The sequence below is a fragment of the Hydrogenophaga sp. FG152 genome (assembly GCF_057809615.1).
The window spans coordinates 75,511-91,990 of the sequence record NZ_JBMDKH010000007.1 but is presented as its reverse complement, the minus strand read 5'-3'; the positions used below and the strand labels follow the sequence as shown (position 1 = coordinate 91,990).

Genomic DNA, 16,480 nt, shown 5'->3' with positions numbered 1-16,480 from the left:
ACCCTGCCATGACATCCAAACGCTTTCTTCTCTCCCTGCTGGCGCTGGCGGCCCTGAGCGGCTGCGCCGTGACCGACCCGCGCGCCACCGACCGCGCGCCCGGCGCCGTGCCGCCCTTCGCCGAAGCCACGCGCTTCACCGACGAGGCGCAGCGCGCCGACCACCGCACCCTGCAGGCGGTGCAGGACCGCCTGGCCGCGCTGCAGAAAGACGGCCGCGTGCCCCAGACCAGCTACCCCTGGGCCAAGGCGCAGTGCTGGCTCGACATGGCGCGCCAGAACTACCACGAGAACGACCGGGGCTCGGTGATCGGTGAGGCGCTGGCCGAGTCGGTCAAGCTGGTGGAGGCGCTGGAGAAGGGCGCCACGCCGGTGGTCACCAACCCCCTGATCGGCGGCGCCGTGCGCCTGCGCGAAGACCTGTGGGCGCGCGCCGAACGCGGACGCACCGGCGCGGGTGCGGCCTGCGTGGCGGCCCAGGCCGCGTGCCTGGACGTGCAGCTGGTGTGGATGGGCCACGAGTACGCCGAAGGCGGCTGGCGCCACGCCAACCCCTACATCGGCATGGCCGAAACCATGGCCGCGCGCCTGGAGACCGAGCAGGCCGCCTGCGCCGGCCCGGCCGTGGCCGCCGCGCCCGCGCCGGCACCCGCACCGGTGGTGGTCGAGCGGATCATCGAACGCCTGGTGCTGGCCACCGACGCGGTGTTCGAGTTCGACCGCTCGGGCCTGAACGACATCGGCGCGGCCGGCCGCGCCCGCCTGGACGTGCTGGCCGATCGCGCCAAGGGCCTGCAAGGCATCGAACGCATCGTGCTGATCGGCCACACCGACCGCCTGGGCAGCGACGCGCACAACCAGCCGCTCTCGCTGCAGCGAGCCACCGCCGTGCGCGACCACCTCGTGGCGCGCGGGCTCGATGCCTCGCTGTTCACGGTCGAGGGCCGGGGCAGCGCCGAGCCGGTGAAGACCTGCGGCGACGGCCTGGCGCGCAGCGCACTGATCGCCTGCCTGCGCGACAACCGGCGCGTGGAGGTGGAGATCCGCGGGCGGGTGGTGAACCCCGCGCGCTGAGGGCTCAGGCCCGGGCGTCGAAGCCCTCCGCCAAGGCCCCGCGCAGCCAGACCACAAAAGCCGACACCGCGCGCGGCACGTGGCTGGCGTAGGGCCGGATCGCGTAGATCTGCGGGCTGAAGCTGCCCACCGAGGCCCAGTCCTCCAGCACCTCCACCAGCTGGCCCGAGCGCAGCGCCGCCTGCGCGCTGAAGTCCGGCACCAGTGCGATGCCCAGGCCCGCGATGGCGGCGTCGCGCAGGGCCTCGCTGTTGTTGGCGCAGAACGGGCCCGACACCGGCACCGTGATCCGCTGGCGCGGCGCCTTGCGCCGGCCTTCGGGCGGCAGAAAATGCCAGGCCGGCGTGTCCTGCGCGCGCGGGTAGTGCAGGCAGGCGTGTTGCGCGAGGTCGGGCGGCGCGGCCGGGTGCCCGTGGCGCCGCAGGTAGTCGCGGCTGGCCACCAGCACCGAGCGCGTGGCGCACAGCGGCCAGGCCACGTGCGTGTCCGGCGGCGCGGCGGTGTGGCGGATCGCGAGGTCGAAACCCTCGGTGGCCAGCGAACTCAGGCGGTCCGACAGGTCCAGCTCCAGCCGCACCTTGGGGTGCTCGCGCGCGAAGGCCGCGATGCGGGGCACCAGCTGCTGGCGCGCGAACGCCACCGGCGCCGTGACCCGCACCAGGCCGGCGGGTTCATCGGCCAGGTCGCGCACGCTGGAAAAACTCTGCGCGATGCGCTCGAACGGGTCGCGCAGGCCGTCCACCAGGCGCTGGCCGGCCTCGGTCAGGCGCACGCTGCGCGTGGTGCGCTGCACCAGGGGCAGGCCGGCGGCGCGCTCCAGCTCGCTGATGCGCTGGCTCATGGCGGCCTTGCTCACGCCCAGGCGCTGCGCCGAGGCGGTGTAGCTGCCCTGCTGCGCCAGCACCGTGAGCCAGTGCAGGTGCATCCAGAGGTCTTCCACTTTTTTGTCATTCATGGCCCTATTGTTCACCATGGCAAACAATCAATTCAGGTCCTGCCACTAGGCGAGGGGTTTTCCGCTGCCTAAACTGGCCCTCATTCCTTCGACACCCTCCCGCGAGACCGCCATGGCCACCACCCCCCATTCCATCGATCACTTCATCCACGGCGCCGTGAACGCCGGCAGCTCGCCGCGCCGCCAGGACGTGTACAACCCCGCCACCGGCGCGGTGAGTGGCAAGGTCGCGCTGGCGAACGCGGCCGACGTGGGCGCGGCCGTGGCCGCCGCGCAGGCCGCGTTTCCCGCCTGGGCCGACACGCCACCGATCCGCCGCGCGCGCGTGATGTTCAAGTTCCTCGAACTGGTGAACCTGCACAAGGACGACCTGGCCCGCCTGATCACCGCCGAGCACGGCAAGGTGTTCACCGACGCGCAGGGCGAGGTCTCGCGCGGCATCGACATCATCGAGTTCGCCTGCGGCATCCCGCAGCTGCTCAAGGGCGACTTCACCGACCAGGTGTCCACCGGCATGGACAACTGGACCCTGCGCCAGCCGCTGGGCGTGGTCGCCGGCATCACGCCGTTCAACTTCCCGGTGATGGTGCCCATGTGGATGTTCCCGGTGGCGATCGCCGCGGGCAACACCTTCATCCTCAAGCCCAGCCCGATCGACCCCTCGGCCTCGCTGTTCATGGCCGAGCTGCTCAAGCAGGCCGGCCTGCCCGACGGCGTGTTCAACGTGGTGCAGGGCGACAAGGAGGCGGTGGACGCGCTGCTGGTGCACCCGGACGTGAAGGCCATCAGCTTCGTCGGCTCCACGCCGATCGCGAACCACATCTACGAGACCGGCGCGCACCACGGCAAGCGCGTGCAGGCGCTGGGCGGCGCGAAGAACCACATGGTGGTGATGCCCGACGCCGACCTGGACCAGGCGGTGGACGCGCTGATCGGCTCGGCCTATGGCTCGGCCGGCGAGCGCTGCATGGCCATCAGCGTGGCGGTGCTGGTGGGTGACGTGGCCGAGCGCATCATGCCCAAGCTGGTCGAGCGCACCAAGGCGCTCAAGGTGCTCAACGGCACCAACCTCGCGGCCGAGATGGGCCCCATTGTCACGGCCGCCGCGCACACGCGCATCGCGGGCTACATCGAGGCCGGCGCGAAAGAGGGCGCCACCCTGCTGGTGGACGGCCGGGGCTTCCAGGGCGGCGACGCCGGCGAGGGCTGCGACCAGGGCTTCTGGATGGGCGGCACGCTGTTCGACCACGTGACCCCCGGCATGAAGATCTACAAGGAGGAGATCTTCGGCCCGGTGCTCAGCTGCGTGCGCGTGCCCGACTTCGCCAACGCCGTGCAGATCATCAACGACCACGAGTTCGGCAACGGCGTGAGCTGCTTCACGCGCGATGGTCACGTGGCGCGCGAGTTCGCGCGGCGCATCCAGGTCGGCATGGTGGGCATCAACGTGCCCATCCCGGTGCCCATGGCCTGGCACGGTTTCGGTGGCTGGAAGAAGAGCCTGTTCGGCGACATGCACGCCTACGGTGAAGAAGGCGTGCGCTTCTACACCAAGCAGAAATCGATCATGCAGCGCTGGCCTGAAAGTATCGGGAAAGGTGCCGAGTTCATCATGCCGGTGGCGAGGTAGCCCCCCTGCGCGCCTTCGGCGCTTCCCCCCGGTGGGGGGACGCTGTCTTGGGCCGGCGGAGCCGGACCCTTGACAGCCCTGGTATACGCTCCGGCTGCACAACAAAAATCGAGAGACAACCATCCATGAGTGAGACGACCTTCGACTACATCGTGATCGGCGGCGGCACCGCCGGTTGCCTGATGGCCAACCGGCTGTCTGCCGACCGGCGCAAGCGCGTGCTGCTCATCGAGGCCGGTCGCAAGGACGACTACCACTGGATCCACATTCCCGTGGGTTACCTGTACTGCATCGGCAACCCGCGCACCGACTGGCTCTACCAGACCGAGGCCGAAACCGGGCTCAACGGCCGCTCGCTGCGCTACCCGCGCGGCAAGACGCTGGGCGGCTGCTCCAGCATCAACGGCATGATCTACATGCGCGGCCAGTCGCGCGACTACGACCATTGGGCCGCGCTCACCGGCGACGACACCTGGCGCTGGGAAAACGCGCTGCCCGACTTCAAGAAGCACGAGAACCACTACCTGGGCGACGAGCAGAACGCGGCCCAGCGCGATCCGAACTTCCGTGCGTACCACGGCCACGGCGGCGAATGGCGGGTGGAGAAGCAGCGCCTGCGCTGGGACGTGCTCGATGCCTTTGCCGAGGCCGCGCAGCAGGCCGGCATTCCGCACACCACCGACTTCAACCGCGGCGACAACGAGGGCGTGGGCTACTTCCAGGTCAACCAGAAGGCGGGCCTGCGCTGGAACACCGCGCGCGCCTTCCTGCGCCCGACCTGCTATGGCCGGCCCAACTTCGAGCTGTGGAACAGCGCGCAGGTCACGCGCCTGGTGACGCAGCGCGGTGCCGATGGCGAGCTGCGCTGCACGGGCGTGGAAGTGTGGGACGGCGTGGCGCACGTGACGGCCGAGGCCACCAGCGAGGTGGTGCTCTGCGCCGGCAGCATCGGCTCACCGCAGATCCTGCAGCTCTCGGGCATCGGGCCGGCCGCGCTGCTGCGCCAGCACGGCATCGACGTGGTGGTGGACCTGCCGGGCGTGGGCGCGAACCTGCAGGACCACCTGCAGATCCGCTCGGTCTACACCGTCAACGGTGCGCCCACGCTCAACGTGTTGGCCTCCTCGTGGATGGGCAAGGCGCGCATCGGGCTGGAATACCTGTTCAAGCGCAGCGGGCCGATGAGCATGGCGCCGTCGCAGCTGGGCGCCTTCACGCGCAGCGACCCGGCCCAGCCGTACGCCAACCTCGAATACCACGTGCAACCGCTCTCGCTCGATGCTTTCGGCGAGCCGCTGCACAGCTTCCCGGCGTTCACCGCCAGCGTGTGCAACCTCAACCCCACGAGCCGGGGCACGGTCAACATCCGCAGCGCGAACTTCCAGGACGCGCCGCTGATCGCGCCGAACTACCTGAGCACACCCGAAGACCGGCAGGTCGCGGCCGACAGCCTGCGCGTGACGCGCAGGATCGTCGCGCAGCCGGCGCTGGCCAGGTACCAGCCCGAGGAGTTCAAGCCCGGCCTGCAGTACCAGACCGACGAGGAGCTCGCGCGCCTGGCCGGCGACATCGCCACCACCATCTTCCACCCGGTGGGCACCACCAAGATGGGCCGCGCCGACGACCCCATGGCCGTCGTCGACAGCCACCTGCGCGTGCGCGGCGTGGCCGGGCTGCGCGTGGTGGACGCGGGCGTGATGCCCACCATCACCAGCGGCAACACCAACAGCCCGACCCTGATGATCGCGGAGAAGGCCGCGGCCTGGATCACGGCAGGGGATTGACCCCCCTGCGCCAATGACGCGGCTTCCCCCCTGGGAGGGGGGACGACACCTGGGGCCGGCGGAGCCGGACCCTCGGTGTCTCTGGCATCAGGTCACCTCAGCCCGCCCACATAGTGGTTGCCGTCAGGCGCCTTTCGCAGCGCATCGGCCGCCACGTCGAGCAGGGTCTTGCGCGGAGCCACCCCCATGGTGGGGATGGCGGCCTCCAGTTTTTCGGCCCAGGGCAGCAGTTCCTCGTGCCCGTCGCTCGCGGCTTTTTCGCGCGCATGGCGCACGATCTCGCGCGCGTAGTCGGCGTTGGTCGCCATCCACTCGGTGTCGGTCACGCGCCCGGTCTTGCGCCGCAGCAGCACGTGCAGGTGGGCGGCGATGGCGAAGGGGTCGGGCGCGGTGCTCATGGGGGTGGTGCTGCTGCTCAGTGGCCGAGCTGTTCGTTGTGCAGGGACACATCCAGCCCGGCGCGCTCCACGCCTTCGCGCACGCGCAAGGTGGTGAAGCGCGAGGTGATCCACAGCACCACGGCCGTCATCACCAGGCTGTAGGCCAGCACCGCCACGCAGGCGATCAGCTGCGCCAGCAGGCTGGCCTGCACGCCTGAAATGGCCGGGTCGGCCAGCACGCCGGTGAGCAGCGCGCCCACCAGACCGCCCACGCCGTGCACGCCGAACACGTCGAGCGAGTCGTCCGCGCGCAGCTGGCGCTTGAGCGCGGTCGCGCCCCAGTAGCAGGCCACGCCGGCCACGAGGCCGATGAGGAGGGCGCCGCGCGGCGTGACGAAACCAGCCGCTGGCGTGATCGCCACCAGCCCGGCGACCACGCCCGAACACAGGCCCAGCAGCGAGGCGCGTTTGCGCGCCAGCCACTCGGCGGCCATCCAGGCGAGCGCGCCCGAGGCCGCCGCCACGTGCGTGACCAGCAGGGCCAGGCCCGCGCGGCCGTCGGCGGCCAGGGCCGAGCCGGCGTTGAAACCGAACCAGCCTACCCAGAGCAGGCCGGTGCCGGCCATGGTCAGGCCCAGGTTGAATGGCACGAAGGGCTCCTGCCCGTAGCCCGAGCGTGGCCCCAGGGCGTAGGCGCAGACCAGGGCGGCGGCGCCGGCGTTGATGTGCACCACCGCGCCACCGGCGAAATCCAGCGCACCCAGCTGCGCGAGCCAGCCGCCCGGCTCCCACACCCAATGCGCGATCGGTGCGTACACCAGCAGCAGCCACAGGCCGGCGAACAGCAGCAGCGCGCCGAAGTGCATGCGCTCGACCAGCGCGCCCACCACCAGCGCGCAGGTGATGATGGCGAAGGTGAGCTGGAACATCGCGAACACCGATTCCGGCACGTGCGGCGCAATGTGGCTCACCGCCACCTGGCCGGTGGCGACCAGGTAGTCCATGCCTGAGAAGCCCATGCGGCCGAGACCGCCGATGAAGCCGCCCAGCGCGCCGCCGGGGGTGAAGGCCAGCGAATAGGCCAGCGCGAACCACAGCACGCTGACCACCGCGGCGATGCCAACCACGCTCGCCATGGTGTTGATCACGTTCAGGCGGCGCACCATGCCGCCATAGAACAGGGCGATGCCCGGCAGCGTCATGAGCAGCACCAGGGCGGTGCTGACCATCAGCCAGGCCGTGTCCGCCCCCTGGATGGCGCTGGCCGCGACCAGGCCTGGCGCATCGATCGTGACTTTTGTCACAACCTCTGTGTTTTCGCCCTGCGAGGCGGCAAGAAGTGGCCAGAGCAAGGTGGGCAGGAGCAGGCCCCGCCGAACGAAATAGCGGTATTGGTGCATGAATAGCTCTCTTCCAACGACGAACAGACCGTTGCATTTCCTGTGCCAAACCGCCAAAAAGCAAGGGAAAGCCCGGATGCACAGCCCTGGTGCGGGCCGCTACAGTGCATGCACTCGCCAACAGCGCCCAGCGCTGGTGACCGCGGGGGACCGAGGAGACAACCCAGTCCAATTCGAACAACGGTTTCAGCGTCCTCCAGAGATGCCAGATTCCTCGAGCCGACCCCACAAGGGTCGGCTTTTTTTTGCCCAGGGCCGCCCGGCGACAATCCTGGGATGGAACTGCTTCTGGTCTCGCTGGCGTCGCTGTTCGCCGGTTTTGTCGATTCGATCGTCGGGGGCGGCGGCCTCATCCTGGTGCCGGCGCTGTTCGCGATGTTTCCCGCCACCCACCCGGCCACGCTGTTCGGCGTGAACAAGGGCGCTTCGGTCTGGGGCACGGCGGCGGCCACGCTGCAGTACGCGCGCCGGGTCGAGATGCCCTGGCACGCGCTGCTGCCGGCGGCGGCGGTGGGATTTGCGGGCTCCATGGCGGGGGCCTGGACGGTCACCGTGGTCTCGCCCGACTTCCTGCGCCGCGCCCTGCCGCTGGTGTTGCTGCTGGTGCTGGGCTATACCTTGGCGCGCAAGGAGCTGGGCCGGCACCACACGCCGCGCTTCAGCGGCAGGCGCGAGATGCTGGCCGCCAGCCTGCTCGGCGGCGTCATCGGCTTCTATGACGGCTTCTTCGGCCCCGGCACGGGCAGCTTCTTCGTCTTTCTGTTCGTGCGCTGGCTGGGCTACGACTTCCTGCACGCCAGCGCCAGCGCCAAGCTGCTCAACACGGCCACGAACCTGGCGGCGCTGATGCTGTTCGCCTGGAAGGGCCATGTCTGGTGGCATTTCGTGCTGGCCATGGCCATCGCCAACGTGGTCGGCAGCCTGCTGGGCACGCGGCTGGCCCTGAAGCACGGCAGCGGCTTCGTGCGCACCGTGTTCATCTTCGTGGTGAGCGCGCTGATCCTCAAGACCACCTACGACGCCTGGCTCCGGGGCTGAGCCTCTCCAAGGCGTGAGCGCGCCCTCACCTCAAGGCGCGGGTGCCATGGAGGCCGGCGGCCAGGGCTGCTCGCTGGCCTTGAGCGGCGTGCCGATGGGGGCGCTGGCCTGGCCCACGCGCACGGCGGCCAGGTCCTGCGGGTTGGGGTACTGGTCCATCAGCAGGTAGTCGAACACGCGGCGCGCGATCGGGGCGGCGTGTGCCGCGCCGAAGCCGGCGTTCTCCACGATCACCGCCAGTGCCACGCGCGGCTGGTCCACCGGCGCGAAGGCCAGGTACAGCGAGTGGTCGCGCTGGTGCTCTTCGAGCCGGCGCGCGTCGTAGCGCTCCTTCTGCCCGATGGTGACGGCCTGCGCCGTGCCGGTCTTGCCGCCGCTGGCGTAGCCCGCGCCGGCGAACACGCGGGTGGAGGTGCCTTCGGTGGTCACGGCCTGCATGGCGTTGAGCACGATGCGCACGTTCTCGGGCTTGAAGCCAAGGTTTTCGGGCGGCGGGCCGGGCAGCGGCACGCGCTCGCGCGTGATCACGTTCTCGGTCGCCATGGTCAGGTGCGGCTTGTACTTGATGCCGCCGTTGGCCAGGGTCGCCATGGCGTGTGCGATCTGCAGCATGGTGAAGTTGTTGTACCCCTGGCCGATGCCCAGCGAGATGGTCTCGCCCGCGTACCAGCGCTGCTGCTCGGGCCGCTTGTAGGTGTTGCGCTTCCAGGCCTGGCTGGGCAGCACGCCGCGCACCTCGCCCTTGAGGTCGATGCCGGTGATCTGACCGAAGCCCAGCGGCTTCATGAAGTCGTGCATGGCGTCCACGCCCATGTCGTTGGCCAGCGAATAGAAGTACGTGTTGCTGGACTTGACGATGGCGCGGTGCATGTCGACCGCGCCCAGGCCGTCGCCGTGGCTGCGGAAGCGGTGGCCGCCGAACATCCAGTAGCCGGGGTCGTTCATCACCAGGCTCGCGCTGCGCGAGCCTGTTTCGAGCGCGGCCAGCGCCATGAAGGGCTTGTAGGTGGAGCCGGGCGGGTAGGTGCCGCGCAGGGCCCGGTTCAGCAAGGGCTTGTCCATCGACTCGTTGAGCGCGCGCCAGTTCTCCACGTCGATGCCCTCGACGAACAGGTTGGGGTCGAAGGTGGGCTTGCTGACGAAGGCCAGCACCTCGCCCGAGCGCGGGTCGATCGCCACCAGCGCACCGCGCCGCTCGCCGAACATGTCCTCCACCAGCTTCTGCAGCTGGATGTCGATCGACAGCACCACGGCGTTGCCCGGCGTGGCCGGCGTGTTGGCCAGCGAGCGCACGGCGCGCCCGCCGGCCGAGGTCTCCACGCGCTGGAAGCCGGTGATGCCGTGCAACTCGCGCTCGTAGCTCTGCTCTGCGCCGAGCTTGCCGATGTACTCGGTGCCGCGGTAGTTGGCCTGGTCTTCTTCGGGCCAGTCGGCGATGAGCTCGGTCTCGCGCTGGTTGATGCGCCCGATGTAGCCGATCACGTGGCTCGCCACCTCGCCATTGGGGTACTGGCGCAGCAGGCGTGCGCGCACGTCCACGCCAGGGAAGCGGTAGCGCTGCGCCGTGAAGCGCGCGACCTCCACGTCGGTCAGGCGGGTGCGCAGCGGCAGCGAGTCGAAGCGGTGCGATTCCTCCAGCAGCTTGCGAAAGCGGCGCTGGTCGCGCGGGGTGACCTCCACCAGCTCGCTCAGGCCGGCGATGGTGGCGTCCATGTCCTCCACGCGCGAGGGCGTGATCTCCAGCGTGTAGGCCGAGTAGTTGGTGGCCAGGATGCGGCCCTTGCGGTCCAGGATCTGCCCTCGGTTGGGCACCACCGGCAGCACGGCCGTGCGGTTGCTCTCGGCCTGCGCCGCCAGGTCCTCGTGGCGGATCACCTGCAGGTAGACCATGCGAGAGGCGATCAGCCCGAACGCGAACACCACCGTGAGGCCGATCAGCAGCGCCCGGGTGCGGAACTGCGCCAGATCGGCTTCGACGTTGCGGATTTCCGTCATGACCGTGTTTTATCCGAGATGGCGAAGACCGCGTGAGTTTGCCGACCCGCGGCCAGTGCCAGCGCGGAACCGGCTTTGCCGGGCCGCAGCTGGCGCCCCTTGGGGGGTGACGCCGAAGGCGGCGCGGGGGGTGCTCATAGCGGTCTGTTGTCGTCGGGGTTGGGCGCGCGGCGCTGCGGCGCCAGCAGCAGCACGCTCACCACCGGCCAGAGCGCGGCCTCGATCACCGGGGCCAGCAGGTAGAACACGCCGGGGAAGCTGCCACCGGCGGCCATGCGCACCAGCAGTTCAAGCACGTGCGCGGCCACGAACAGCGGCAGCACCTGCACCGACTGGTTGGGCACGCTGAACCAGAGCAGGCGCCGGTGCATGGAGATGCCGAGGAAGCCGAGCGCGGTGTACGCCAGCGCGTGCTGCCCGAGCAGGGCGCCCTGGTGCACGTCCATGGCCAGGCCGAAGGCAAAGGCCACCCCCACGCCGATGCGCAGCGGCTGGTGCACGCTCCAGAACACCAGCACCACGGCCAGCAGGTCGGGCACCCAGGCAGCGCGGCCGAACAGGCCCATGTTCATCAGCATGTTGAACACCAGCGCGGCCAGCAGGCTGAACCAGATGAAGCCGGGGTTGGCGGGCAGCAACAGCTGCTGGCCGGGTCGCATGATCATGGCGCGGAGCTCCGGACACCGGGGCGGTTGGCGCGCGCCGGGCGGGGGGTGTCGGCGGTTTCGGCCAGGGGGGAGGGCGGGACCGAGGCCGCGATGGAGCCCAGCACCAGCACGTGCAGCGTGCCCTGCACGCGGGCCAGGGGCTCGCACAGGATGCGCGCGAACGAGGACTCGGCCTGGCGCTCGACCAGGGTCACGCGCGCCACCGGCAGGCCGGCGGGGTAGACGCCGTCCACCCCGCTGGTGGAGAGGAGGTCGCCTTCGGCGATGTCGGCGCTGGCCAGGGTGTAGCGCAGCTCCAGGCCGTCGCCGCTGGTGGACGGTTGGCCATAGGCCACGCTGCGCACGCCGGTGCGCGTGTTGAGCACGGGGATGGCCTGATCGCGGTCGATCAGCAGCGTGACCTCGGCCACCAGTGGGTAGACCCGCGTGACCTGGCCCAGCACGCCGCTTTCATCGACCACCGGGGAGCCGGCCTCGATGCCGTGCGTCTGGCCGCGGTCGATCACGATCTTGCGCGAGTAGGGGTCGGCCGCGTCGTACAGCACCTGGGCACCGATGGCCTGGGTGCCGATGCGCTCGCGCATGGCCAGCAATTCGCGCAAGCGCTGGTTTTCCAGGGTGATCTGCTCCAGCTGCAGGCTGCGCTCGGCCTGCACCGCCAGGCGCTGCAGCGCCTCGCCTTCGCTCTTCTGCGCGGCGTGCAGCGAGGTGAAGTAACCGCCCGCCATGGAGGCCAGCTGCACCGGCTGCAGCACCGCCCATTGCACCGGGTAGAGCACCACGGCCATGGCCGTGCGGATCGGCTCGGTGAGCCGAAAGCGCAGGTCGGCCACCATCAGGAACAGCGCCAGGGCGCTGAACACCACCAGCTTGGACAGGGCCGACGGACCCTGCTTGAAGAACGGGGGCGGGGTGCGGTCCAGGGTGCCCAGTGGCATGGCGCTCGGAGGGGTCTGGTCGGTGGTGGGGAGGCGCGGCCGCCGGGCGGCGGCCGGGGTTTATTCGCTGGTGAAGATCGTGCCCAGGCGCTCCATGCGCTCCAGGGCCATGCCGCAACCGCGCACCACGCAGGTGAGCGGCTCTTCTGCCACCAGCACCGGCAGGCCGGTTTCTTCGGCCAGCAGGCGGTCGAGGTCGCGCAGCAGCGCGCCGCCGCCGGTGAGCATCATGCCGCGCTCGGCGATGTCGGCGCCCAGCTCGGGCGGCGTGTGCTCCAGCGCCATCTTCACGGCCGTGACGATGTTGTTGAGCGGGTCGGTCAGGGCTTCGAGGATCTCGTTGCTGGAGATGGTGAAGCTGCGCGGTACGCCCTCGGAGAGGTTGCGGCCCTTGACTTCCATTTCCTTGACTTCGCTGCCGGGGAAGGCCGAGCCGATCTGTTTCTTGATGGCTTCGGCCGTGGGCTCGCCGATCAGCATGCCGTAGTTGCGGCGGATGTAGGCAATGATGGCGTCGTCGAAGCGGTCACCGCCCACGCGCACGCTGCCCTTGTAGACCATGCCGCCCAGGCTGATGACGCCCACCTCGGTGGTGCCACCGCCGATGTCGACCACCATGGAACCGGAGGCGTCCGACACCGGCAGGCCGGCGCCGATGGCTGCGGCCATGGGTTCCTCGATCAGGTAGACCTCGCTGGCACCGGCACCCAGGGCCGATTCGCGGATGGCGCGGCGCTCGACCTGGGTCGAGCCGCAGGGCACGCAGATGATGATGCGCGGGCTCGGCTTGAACATCGAGCGCGGGTGCACCATCTTGATGAACTGCTTGAGCATCTGCTCGGTGACGGTGAAGTCGGCGATCACGCCGTCCTTCATGGGACGGATGGCCTCGATGTTGCCTGGCACCTTGCCCAGCATGGCCTTGGCCTCGTGGCCGACCGCCTGGATGGTCTTCTTGCCCTGAGGGCCGCCTTCGTGGCGGATGGACACGACGGAGGGCTCGTCGAGCACGATGCCCTTGTTGCGAACGTAGATGAGGGTGTTGGCGGTGCCGAGGTCGATGGCCAGGTCGGTCGAAAATTGCCGACGAAAAGCTTCAAACATGGTGCATGGGTCCTGTGGGGCACGGGCGCGGCTGTGCGCGCTCGTCGCCGGGTATGGGGCCGGGTCGTTGGCCGGGCATCGGTGCTAAGTGGTTGATTCCTAGGCGAAAACCGCAACGGCACGGGCGCTGCCGTTAAACCTTGGATAATACCGTATCCCCTGTGTACAACTGCGCGCAAACAGGGTGCATTTTGTCCAGTTACAAGCCGTTTCAGGGCGGAAAACCTGCAGACGGTGCGTCTCTTCCCCATCCGGAACCCTCTTTTGCCATGTCCCTGACCCAGTCCGACATTGAGCGCATCGCCAACCTCGCGCGCCTGGAGCTCTCCGGCGCGCAGAGCGAGACCATGCGCACCCAGCTCAATGGCTTTTTCGACATCGTCGAGCAGATGAACGCGGTGGATACCACCGGCGTGGAGCCCCTGGCCCATCCCACGGCGGTGATCGACCACGTCTCGCTGCGCCTGCGCCCGGACGTGGCGAGCGAGCCCAACGACCGCGAAGCCAACCAGAAGAGCGCCCCGGCGGTCGAACGCGGCCTGTTCCTCGTGCCCAAGGTGATCGAATGAACGATCTGCATACCCTGGGCGTGTCCGACCTCGCCGCCGCCATCGCGGACAAGAAAACCAGCAGCCTCGAAGCCACGCAGCACCTGCTGGCGCGCGCGCAGCAGCACGCGTCGCTGGGCGCTTACCTGGCCTTCAATGAAGATGCCTCGCTGGCGCAGGCCCGCGCGGCTGACGCGCGCATCGCCGCTGGCGAACGCACACCGTTGCTGGGCGTGCCGCTGGCGCACAAGGACATCTTCGTCACCAAGGACTTCGCCACCACCGCCGGTTCGAAGATGCTGGCGGGTTACCAGAGCCCGTTCGACGCGACCGTGGTGCAGCGCCTGGCCGCGCAGGGCGCGGTGACGCTGGGCAAGCTCAACTGCGACGAGTTCGCCATGGGCGGCAGCAACGAGAACTCGGCCTTCGGCGCGGTGCACAACCCCTGGGACACCACGCGCGTACCCGGCGGCTCCTCGGGCGGCTCCGCCGTGGCCGTGGCCGCGCGCCTGGCGCCCGCCGTCACCGGCACCGACACGGGCGGCTCGATCCGCCAGCCGGCCAGCTTCTGCGGCGTCACCGGCATCAAGCCCACCTACGGCCGCTGCTCGCGCTACGGCATGGTGGCCTTCGCCTCCAGCCTGGACCAGGCCGGCCCGATGGCGCGCAGCGCCGCCGACTGCGCGGTGCTGCTCAGCGCCATGGCCGGCCCCGACATCGACCGCGATTCCACCAGCCTGGACCACCCGGCCGAGGACTACACCGCGCTGCTTGGCCAGCCGCGCGAAGGCGCCACCGCCGCCCAGCCGCTCAAGGGCCTGCGCATCGGCCTGCCCAAGGAATTCTTCGGCGAAGGCTGCGCGCCCGACGTGCTCGCCACCGTGCGCGCCGCGCTGGCGGAGTATGAAAAGCTCGGCGCCACGCTGGTCGAGGTCTCGCTGCCGCGCACCGAGCTCTCCATCCCGGTCTACTACATCATTGCGCCAGCCGAGGCCAGCTCCAACCTCAGCCGTTTCGACGGCGTGAAGTTCGGCCACCGCGCCGCGCAGTACGAAGACCTGACCGACATGTACAAGAAGTCGCGCAGCGAAGGCTTCGGGCCCGAGGTGCAGCGCCGCATCATGATCGGCACCTACGTGCTCAGCCATGGCTACTACGACGCGTACTACCTGCAGGCGCAGAAGATCCGCCGCCTGATCGCGCAGGACTTCCAGGCCGCGTTCGCGCGGTGCGACCTGATCGCCGGCCCGGTGGCCCCCACCGTGGCCTGGAAGCTCGGCGAAAAGAGCAACGACCCGGTGGCCAATTACCTGGCCGACATCTACACCCTCTCCACCAGCCTCGCCGGCCTGCCCGGCATGAGCGTGCCCGCCGGCTTCGGCGCGGGGGGCCTGCCGGTGGGCCTGCAGCTCGTGGGCAACCACTTCCAGGAAGGCCCGCTGCTGCAGGCCGCGCATGCCTTCCAGCAGGCGACTGACTGGCACACCCGCGTTCCGCAAGGCTATTGACATGAGTTCCAGCAAATCCCTTCTGGTCGGCGGCTACGAGGTGGTGATCGGTTTCGAGACCCACGCCCAGCTCGCCACGCAATCCAAGATATTCAGCCGCGCGCCCACCGCCTTCGGTGCCGAGCCCAACACGCAGGCCTGCGCGGTGGACCTGGCCCTGCCCGGCACGCTGCCGGTCATGAACCGCGCGGCCGTCGAACTTGCCATCCGCCTGGGTCTGGCGCTGGGTTCGCACATCGCCGAGCAGAGCGTGTTCGCGCGCAAGAACTACTTCTACCCCGACCTGCCCAAGGGGTACCAGATCAGCCAGTTCGAGATCCCGGTGGTGCAGGGCGGCGAGGTCTCGTTCTTCCTCGGTGACGAGAAGAAGACCGTGCGCCTGGTGCGCGCGCACCTGGAAGAAGACGCGGGCAAGAGCCTGCACGAGGACTTCATCGGCCAGAGCGGCATCGACCTCAACCGCGCCGGCACGCCGCTGCTGGAGATCGTGACCGAGCCCGACATCCGCTCCAGCGCCGAGGCCGTGGCCTACGCGAAGGAGCTGCACAAGATCGTCACCTGGATCGGCATCTGCGACGGCAACATGCAGGAAGGCTCGTTCCGCTGCGACGCCAACGTCTCGGTGCGCAAGCCCGGCGCACCGCTGGGCACGCGCCGCGAGATCAAGAACCTGAACAGCTTCAAATTCATGCAGCAGGCCATTGATTACGAGGTGCGCTGGCAGATCGAGCAGATCGAGGACGGCCACGCGATCCAGCAGGCCACCGTGCTGTTCGATCCCGACACCGGCGAGACGCGCGCCATGCGCACCAAGGAAGACGCGGCCGATTACCGCTACTTCCCCGACCCGGACCTGCCGCCGCTGGTGATCGCGCGCGACTGGGTGGAACAGGTGAAGGCCGCCATGCCCGAGCTGCCGCGCGCGATGGCCGAACGCCTGGTGCGCGACTACGGCCTGCCCGAGTACGACGCCACCACGCTCACGCAAAGCCCGGCGATGGCCGCCTACTTCGAGGCGGCGGCCCAGGCCAGCGGCCAGGCCAAGCTCGTCAGCAACTGGATCATGGGCGAGGTCTCGCGCCGGCTCAACGCCGAGGAGCGCGACATCGCCGGCGTGCCGGTGAGCGCCGCGCAACTGGCGGCCGTGATCGGGCGCATCGCCGATGGCACGGTGTCGAACAACGCCGCCAAGCAGGTCTTCGACGCCCTGTGGACCGGCGAGGGCCGCGAGGTGGACGCCGTCATCGAGGCCAAGGGCCTCAGGCAGATGAACGACAGCGGCGCGCTGGAGAAGATCATCGACGAGGTGATGGCCGTCAACGCCGAGATGGTCGAGCAGTTCCGCGCCGGCAAGGACAAGGCGTTCAACGCCCTGGTCGGCCAGGCCATGAAAGCAAGCAAGGGCAAGGCCAACCCGCAACAGGTCAACGACCTGCTGCGCCAGAGACTCGGTTGAGGG

The 16,480-nt window shown here is 69.5% G+C and carries 14 protein-coding genes; 7 read left to right on the top strand and 7 right to left on the bottom strand.

The genetic code is table 11. From position 1 onward, the window contains the following. Window positions 1–8: 8 nt before the first annotated feature. The gene (locus ACODTB_RS10470) at window positions 9–1,073 is read left to right on the top strand and encodes an OmpA family protein (protein WP_291118034.1); all 1,065 of its coding nucleotides are present in this window, start codon (window positions 9–11) and stop codon (window positions 1,071–1,073) included. A gap of 4 nt (window positions 1,074–1,077) precedes the next feature. Here ACODTB_RS10470 and ACODTB_RS10465 read toward each other — a convergent pair whose 3' ends face one another. Beyond that, entirely contained in the window at window positions 1,078–2,028 is a 951-nt protein-coding gene (locus ACODTB_RS10465) for a LysR family transcriptional regulator (protein ID WP_291118037.1), read from the bottom strand. 112 nt (window positions 2,029–2,140) lie between these two features. Between ACODTB_RS10465 and ACODTB_RS10460 the strand changes: the two genes are divergently transcribed. Together ACODTB_RS10460 and ACODTB_RS10455 are read left to right on the top strand one after the other, a co-directional pair. Further along, window positions 2,141–3,658, top strand: coding sequence for a CoA-acylating methylmalonate-semialdehyde dehydrogenase (locus ACODTB_RS10460; protein WP_291118040.1), 1,518 nt, complete (start codon window positions 2,141–2,143; stop codon window positions 3,656–3,658). A gap of 125 nt (window positions 3,659–3,783) precedes the next feature. Beyond that, window positions 3,784–5,442, top strand: coding sequence for a GMC family oxidoreductase (locus tag ACODTB_RS10455; RefSeq protein ID WP_291118043.1), 1,659 nt, complete (start codon window positions 3,784–3,786; stop codon window positions 5,440–5,442). A gap of 92 nt (window positions 5,443–5,534) precedes the next feature. On the opposite strand, the gene ACODTB_RS10450 is transcribed toward ACODTB_RS10455, so the two are convergent. Both ACODTB_RS10450 and ACODTB_RS10445 read right to left on the bottom strand, forming a co-directional pair. Further along, entirely contained in the window at window positions 5,535–5,840 is a 306-nt protein-coding gene (locus ACODTB_RS10450) for a hypothetical protein (RefSeq protein ID WP_291118045.1), read from the bottom strand. A 17-nt stretch (window positions 5,841–5,857) separates the two neighbouring features. Continuing rightward, the gene (locus ACODTB_RS10445) at window positions 5,858–7,222 is read right to left on the bottom strand and encodes an ammonium transporter (protein WP_488929286.1); all 1,365 of its coding nucleotides are present in this window, start codon (window positions 7,220–7,222) and stop codon (window positions 5,858–5,860) included. Window positions 7,223–7,498: 276 nt separating this feature from the next. Between ACODTB_RS10445 and ACODTB_RS10440 the strand changes: the two genes are divergently transcribed. Further along, window positions 7,499–8,260 carry a sulfite exporter TauE/SafE family protein gene (locus tag ACODTB_RS10440; RefSeq protein WP_291118050.1) on the top strand — a complete coding sequence of 254 codons (762 nt, stop codon included), beginning with the start codon at window positions 7,499–7,501 and terminating at the stop codon, window positions 8,258–8,260. A gap of 30 nt (window positions 8,261–8,290) precedes the next feature. Here ACODTB_RS10440 and mrdA read toward each other — a convergent pair whose 3' ends face one another. From mrdA to ACODTB_RS10420, 4 genes are all read right to left on the bottom strand, one after another. Beyond that, window positions 8,291–10,255, bottom strand: coding sequence for a penicillin-binding protein 2 (gene mrdA, locus ACODTB_RS10435; RefSeq protein WP_291118053.1), 1,965 nt, complete (start codon window positions 10,253–10,255; stop codon window positions 8,291–8,293). A 134-nt stretch (window positions 10,256–10,389) separates the two neighbouring features. Further along, the gene (gene mreD / locus ACODTB_RS10430) at window positions 10,390–10,920 is read right to left on the bottom strand and encodes a rod shape-determining protein MreD (RefSeq protein WP_291118056.1); all 531 of its coding nucleotides are present in this window, start codon (window positions 10,918–10,920) and stop codon (window positions 10,390–10,392) included. Beyond that, window positions 10,917–11,861 (bottom strand): rod shape-determining protein MreC, encoded by a 945-nt coding sequence (mreC, locus tag ACODTB_RS10425; protein ID WP_291118059.1) that lies wholly within the window; start codon window positions 11,859–11,861, stop codon window positions 10,917–10,919. Before mreC ends, mreD begins: the two co-directional genes overlap by 4 nt. Before the next feature lie 60 nt (window positions 11,862–11,921). After that, complete coding sequence (locus ACODTB_RS10420; RefSeq protein ID WP_066269288.1) at window positions 11,922–12,965, bottom strand: rod shape-determining protein; 1,044 nt, start codon at window positions 12,963–12,965, stop codon at window positions 11,922–11,924. A 269-nt stretch (window positions 12,966–13,234) separates the two neighbouring features. On the opposite strand from ACODTB_RS10420, the gene gatC reads away from it, so the two are divergent. From gatC to gatB, 3 genes are read left to right on the top strand one after another with little or no spacing between them, the layout of a single operon-like run. Next, on the top strand, window positions 13,235–13,534 hold the full coding sequence (gene gatC, locus ACODTB_RS10415; protein ID WP_291118064.1) for an Asp-tRNA(Asn)/Glu-tRNA(Gln) amidotransferase subunit GatC: 300 nt from the start codon (window positions 13,235–13,237) through the stop codon (window positions 13,532–13,534). Beyond that, window positions 13,531–15,021: an Asp-tRNA(Asn)/Glu-tRNA(Gln) amidotransferase subunit GatA gene (gene gatA, locus ACODTB_RS10410; protein WP_488929285.1), complete on the top strand. Its 1,491-nt coding sequence runs from the start codon at window positions 13,531–13,533 to the stop codon at window positions 15,019–15,021. Before gatC ends, gatA begins: the two co-directional genes overlap by 4 nt. A 1-nt stretch (window position 15,022) precedes the next feature. Beyond that, window positions 15,023–16,477 carry an Asp-tRNA(Asn)/Glu-tRNA(Gln) amidotransferase subunit GatB gene (gatB, locus tag ACODTB_RS10405; protein ID WP_291115943.1) on the top strand — a complete coding sequence of 485 codons (1,455 nt, stop codon included), beginning with the start codon at window positions 15,023–15,025 and terminating at the stop codon, window positions 16,475–16,477. Window positions 16,478–16,480 lie beyond the last annotated feature (3 nt).

Excerpts from the sequence above, each read along its gene's own strand:
- gatB (WP_291115943.1), top strand. The coding sequence starts at position 15,023 with ATGAGTTCCAGCAAATCCCTTCTGGTCGGCGGCTACGAGGTGGTGATC.
- ACODTB_RS10460 (WP_291118040.1), top strand. The coding sequence starts at position 2,141 with ATGGCCACCACCCCCCATTCCATCGATCACTTCATCCACGGCGCCGTG.
- ACODTB_RS10420 (WP_066269288.1), bottom strand. The coding sequence starts at position 12,965 with ATGTTTGAAGCTTTTCGTCGGCAATTTTCGACCGACCTGGCCATCGAC.
- ACODTB_RS10465 (WP_291118037.1), bottom strand. The coding sequence starts at position 2,028 with ATGAATGACAAAAAAGTGGAAGACCTCTGGATGCACCTGCACTGGCTC.
- ACODTB_RS10450 (WP_291118045.1), bottom strand. The coding sequence starts at position 5,840 with ATGAGCACCGCGCCCGACCCCTTCGCCATCGCCGCCCACCTGCACGTG.
- ACODTB_RS10440 (WP_291118050.1), top strand. The coding sequence starts at position 7,499 with ATGGAACTGCTTCTGGTCTCGCTGGCGTCGCTGTTCGCCGGTTTTGTC.
- ACODTB_RS10455 (WP_291118043.1), top strand. The coding sequence starts at position 3,784 with ATGAGTGAGACGACCTTCGACTACATCGTGATCGGCGGCGGCACCGCC.
- ACODTB_RS10470 (WP_291118034.1), top strand. The coding sequence starts at position 9 with ATGACATCCAAACGCTTTCTTCTCTCCCTGCTGGCGCTGGCGGCCCTG.
- mreC (WP_291118059.1), bottom strand. The coding sequence starts at position 11,861 with ATGCCACTGGGCACCCTGGACCGCACCCCGCCCCCGTTCTTCAAGCAG.
- ACODTB_RS10445 (WP_488929286.1), bottom strand. The coding sequence starts at position 7,222 with ATGCACCAATACCGCTATTTCGTTCGGCGGGGCCTGCTCCTGCCCACC.
- gatC (WP_291118064.1), top strand. The coding sequence starts at position 13,235 with ATGTCCCTGACCCAGTCCGACATTGAGCGCATCGCCAACCTCGCGCGC.
- mrdA (WP_291118053.1), bottom strand. The coding sequence starts at position 10,255 with ATGACGGAAATCCGCAACGTCGAAGCCGATCTGGCGCAGTTCCGCACC.
- mreD (WP_291118056.1), bottom strand. The coding sequence starts at position 10,920 with ATGATCATGCGACCCGGCCAGCAGCTGTTGCTGCCCGCCAACCCCGGC.
- gatA (WP_488929285.1), top strand. The coding sequence starts at position 13,531 with ATGAACGATCTGCATACCCTGGGCGTGTCCGACCTCGCCGCCGCCATC.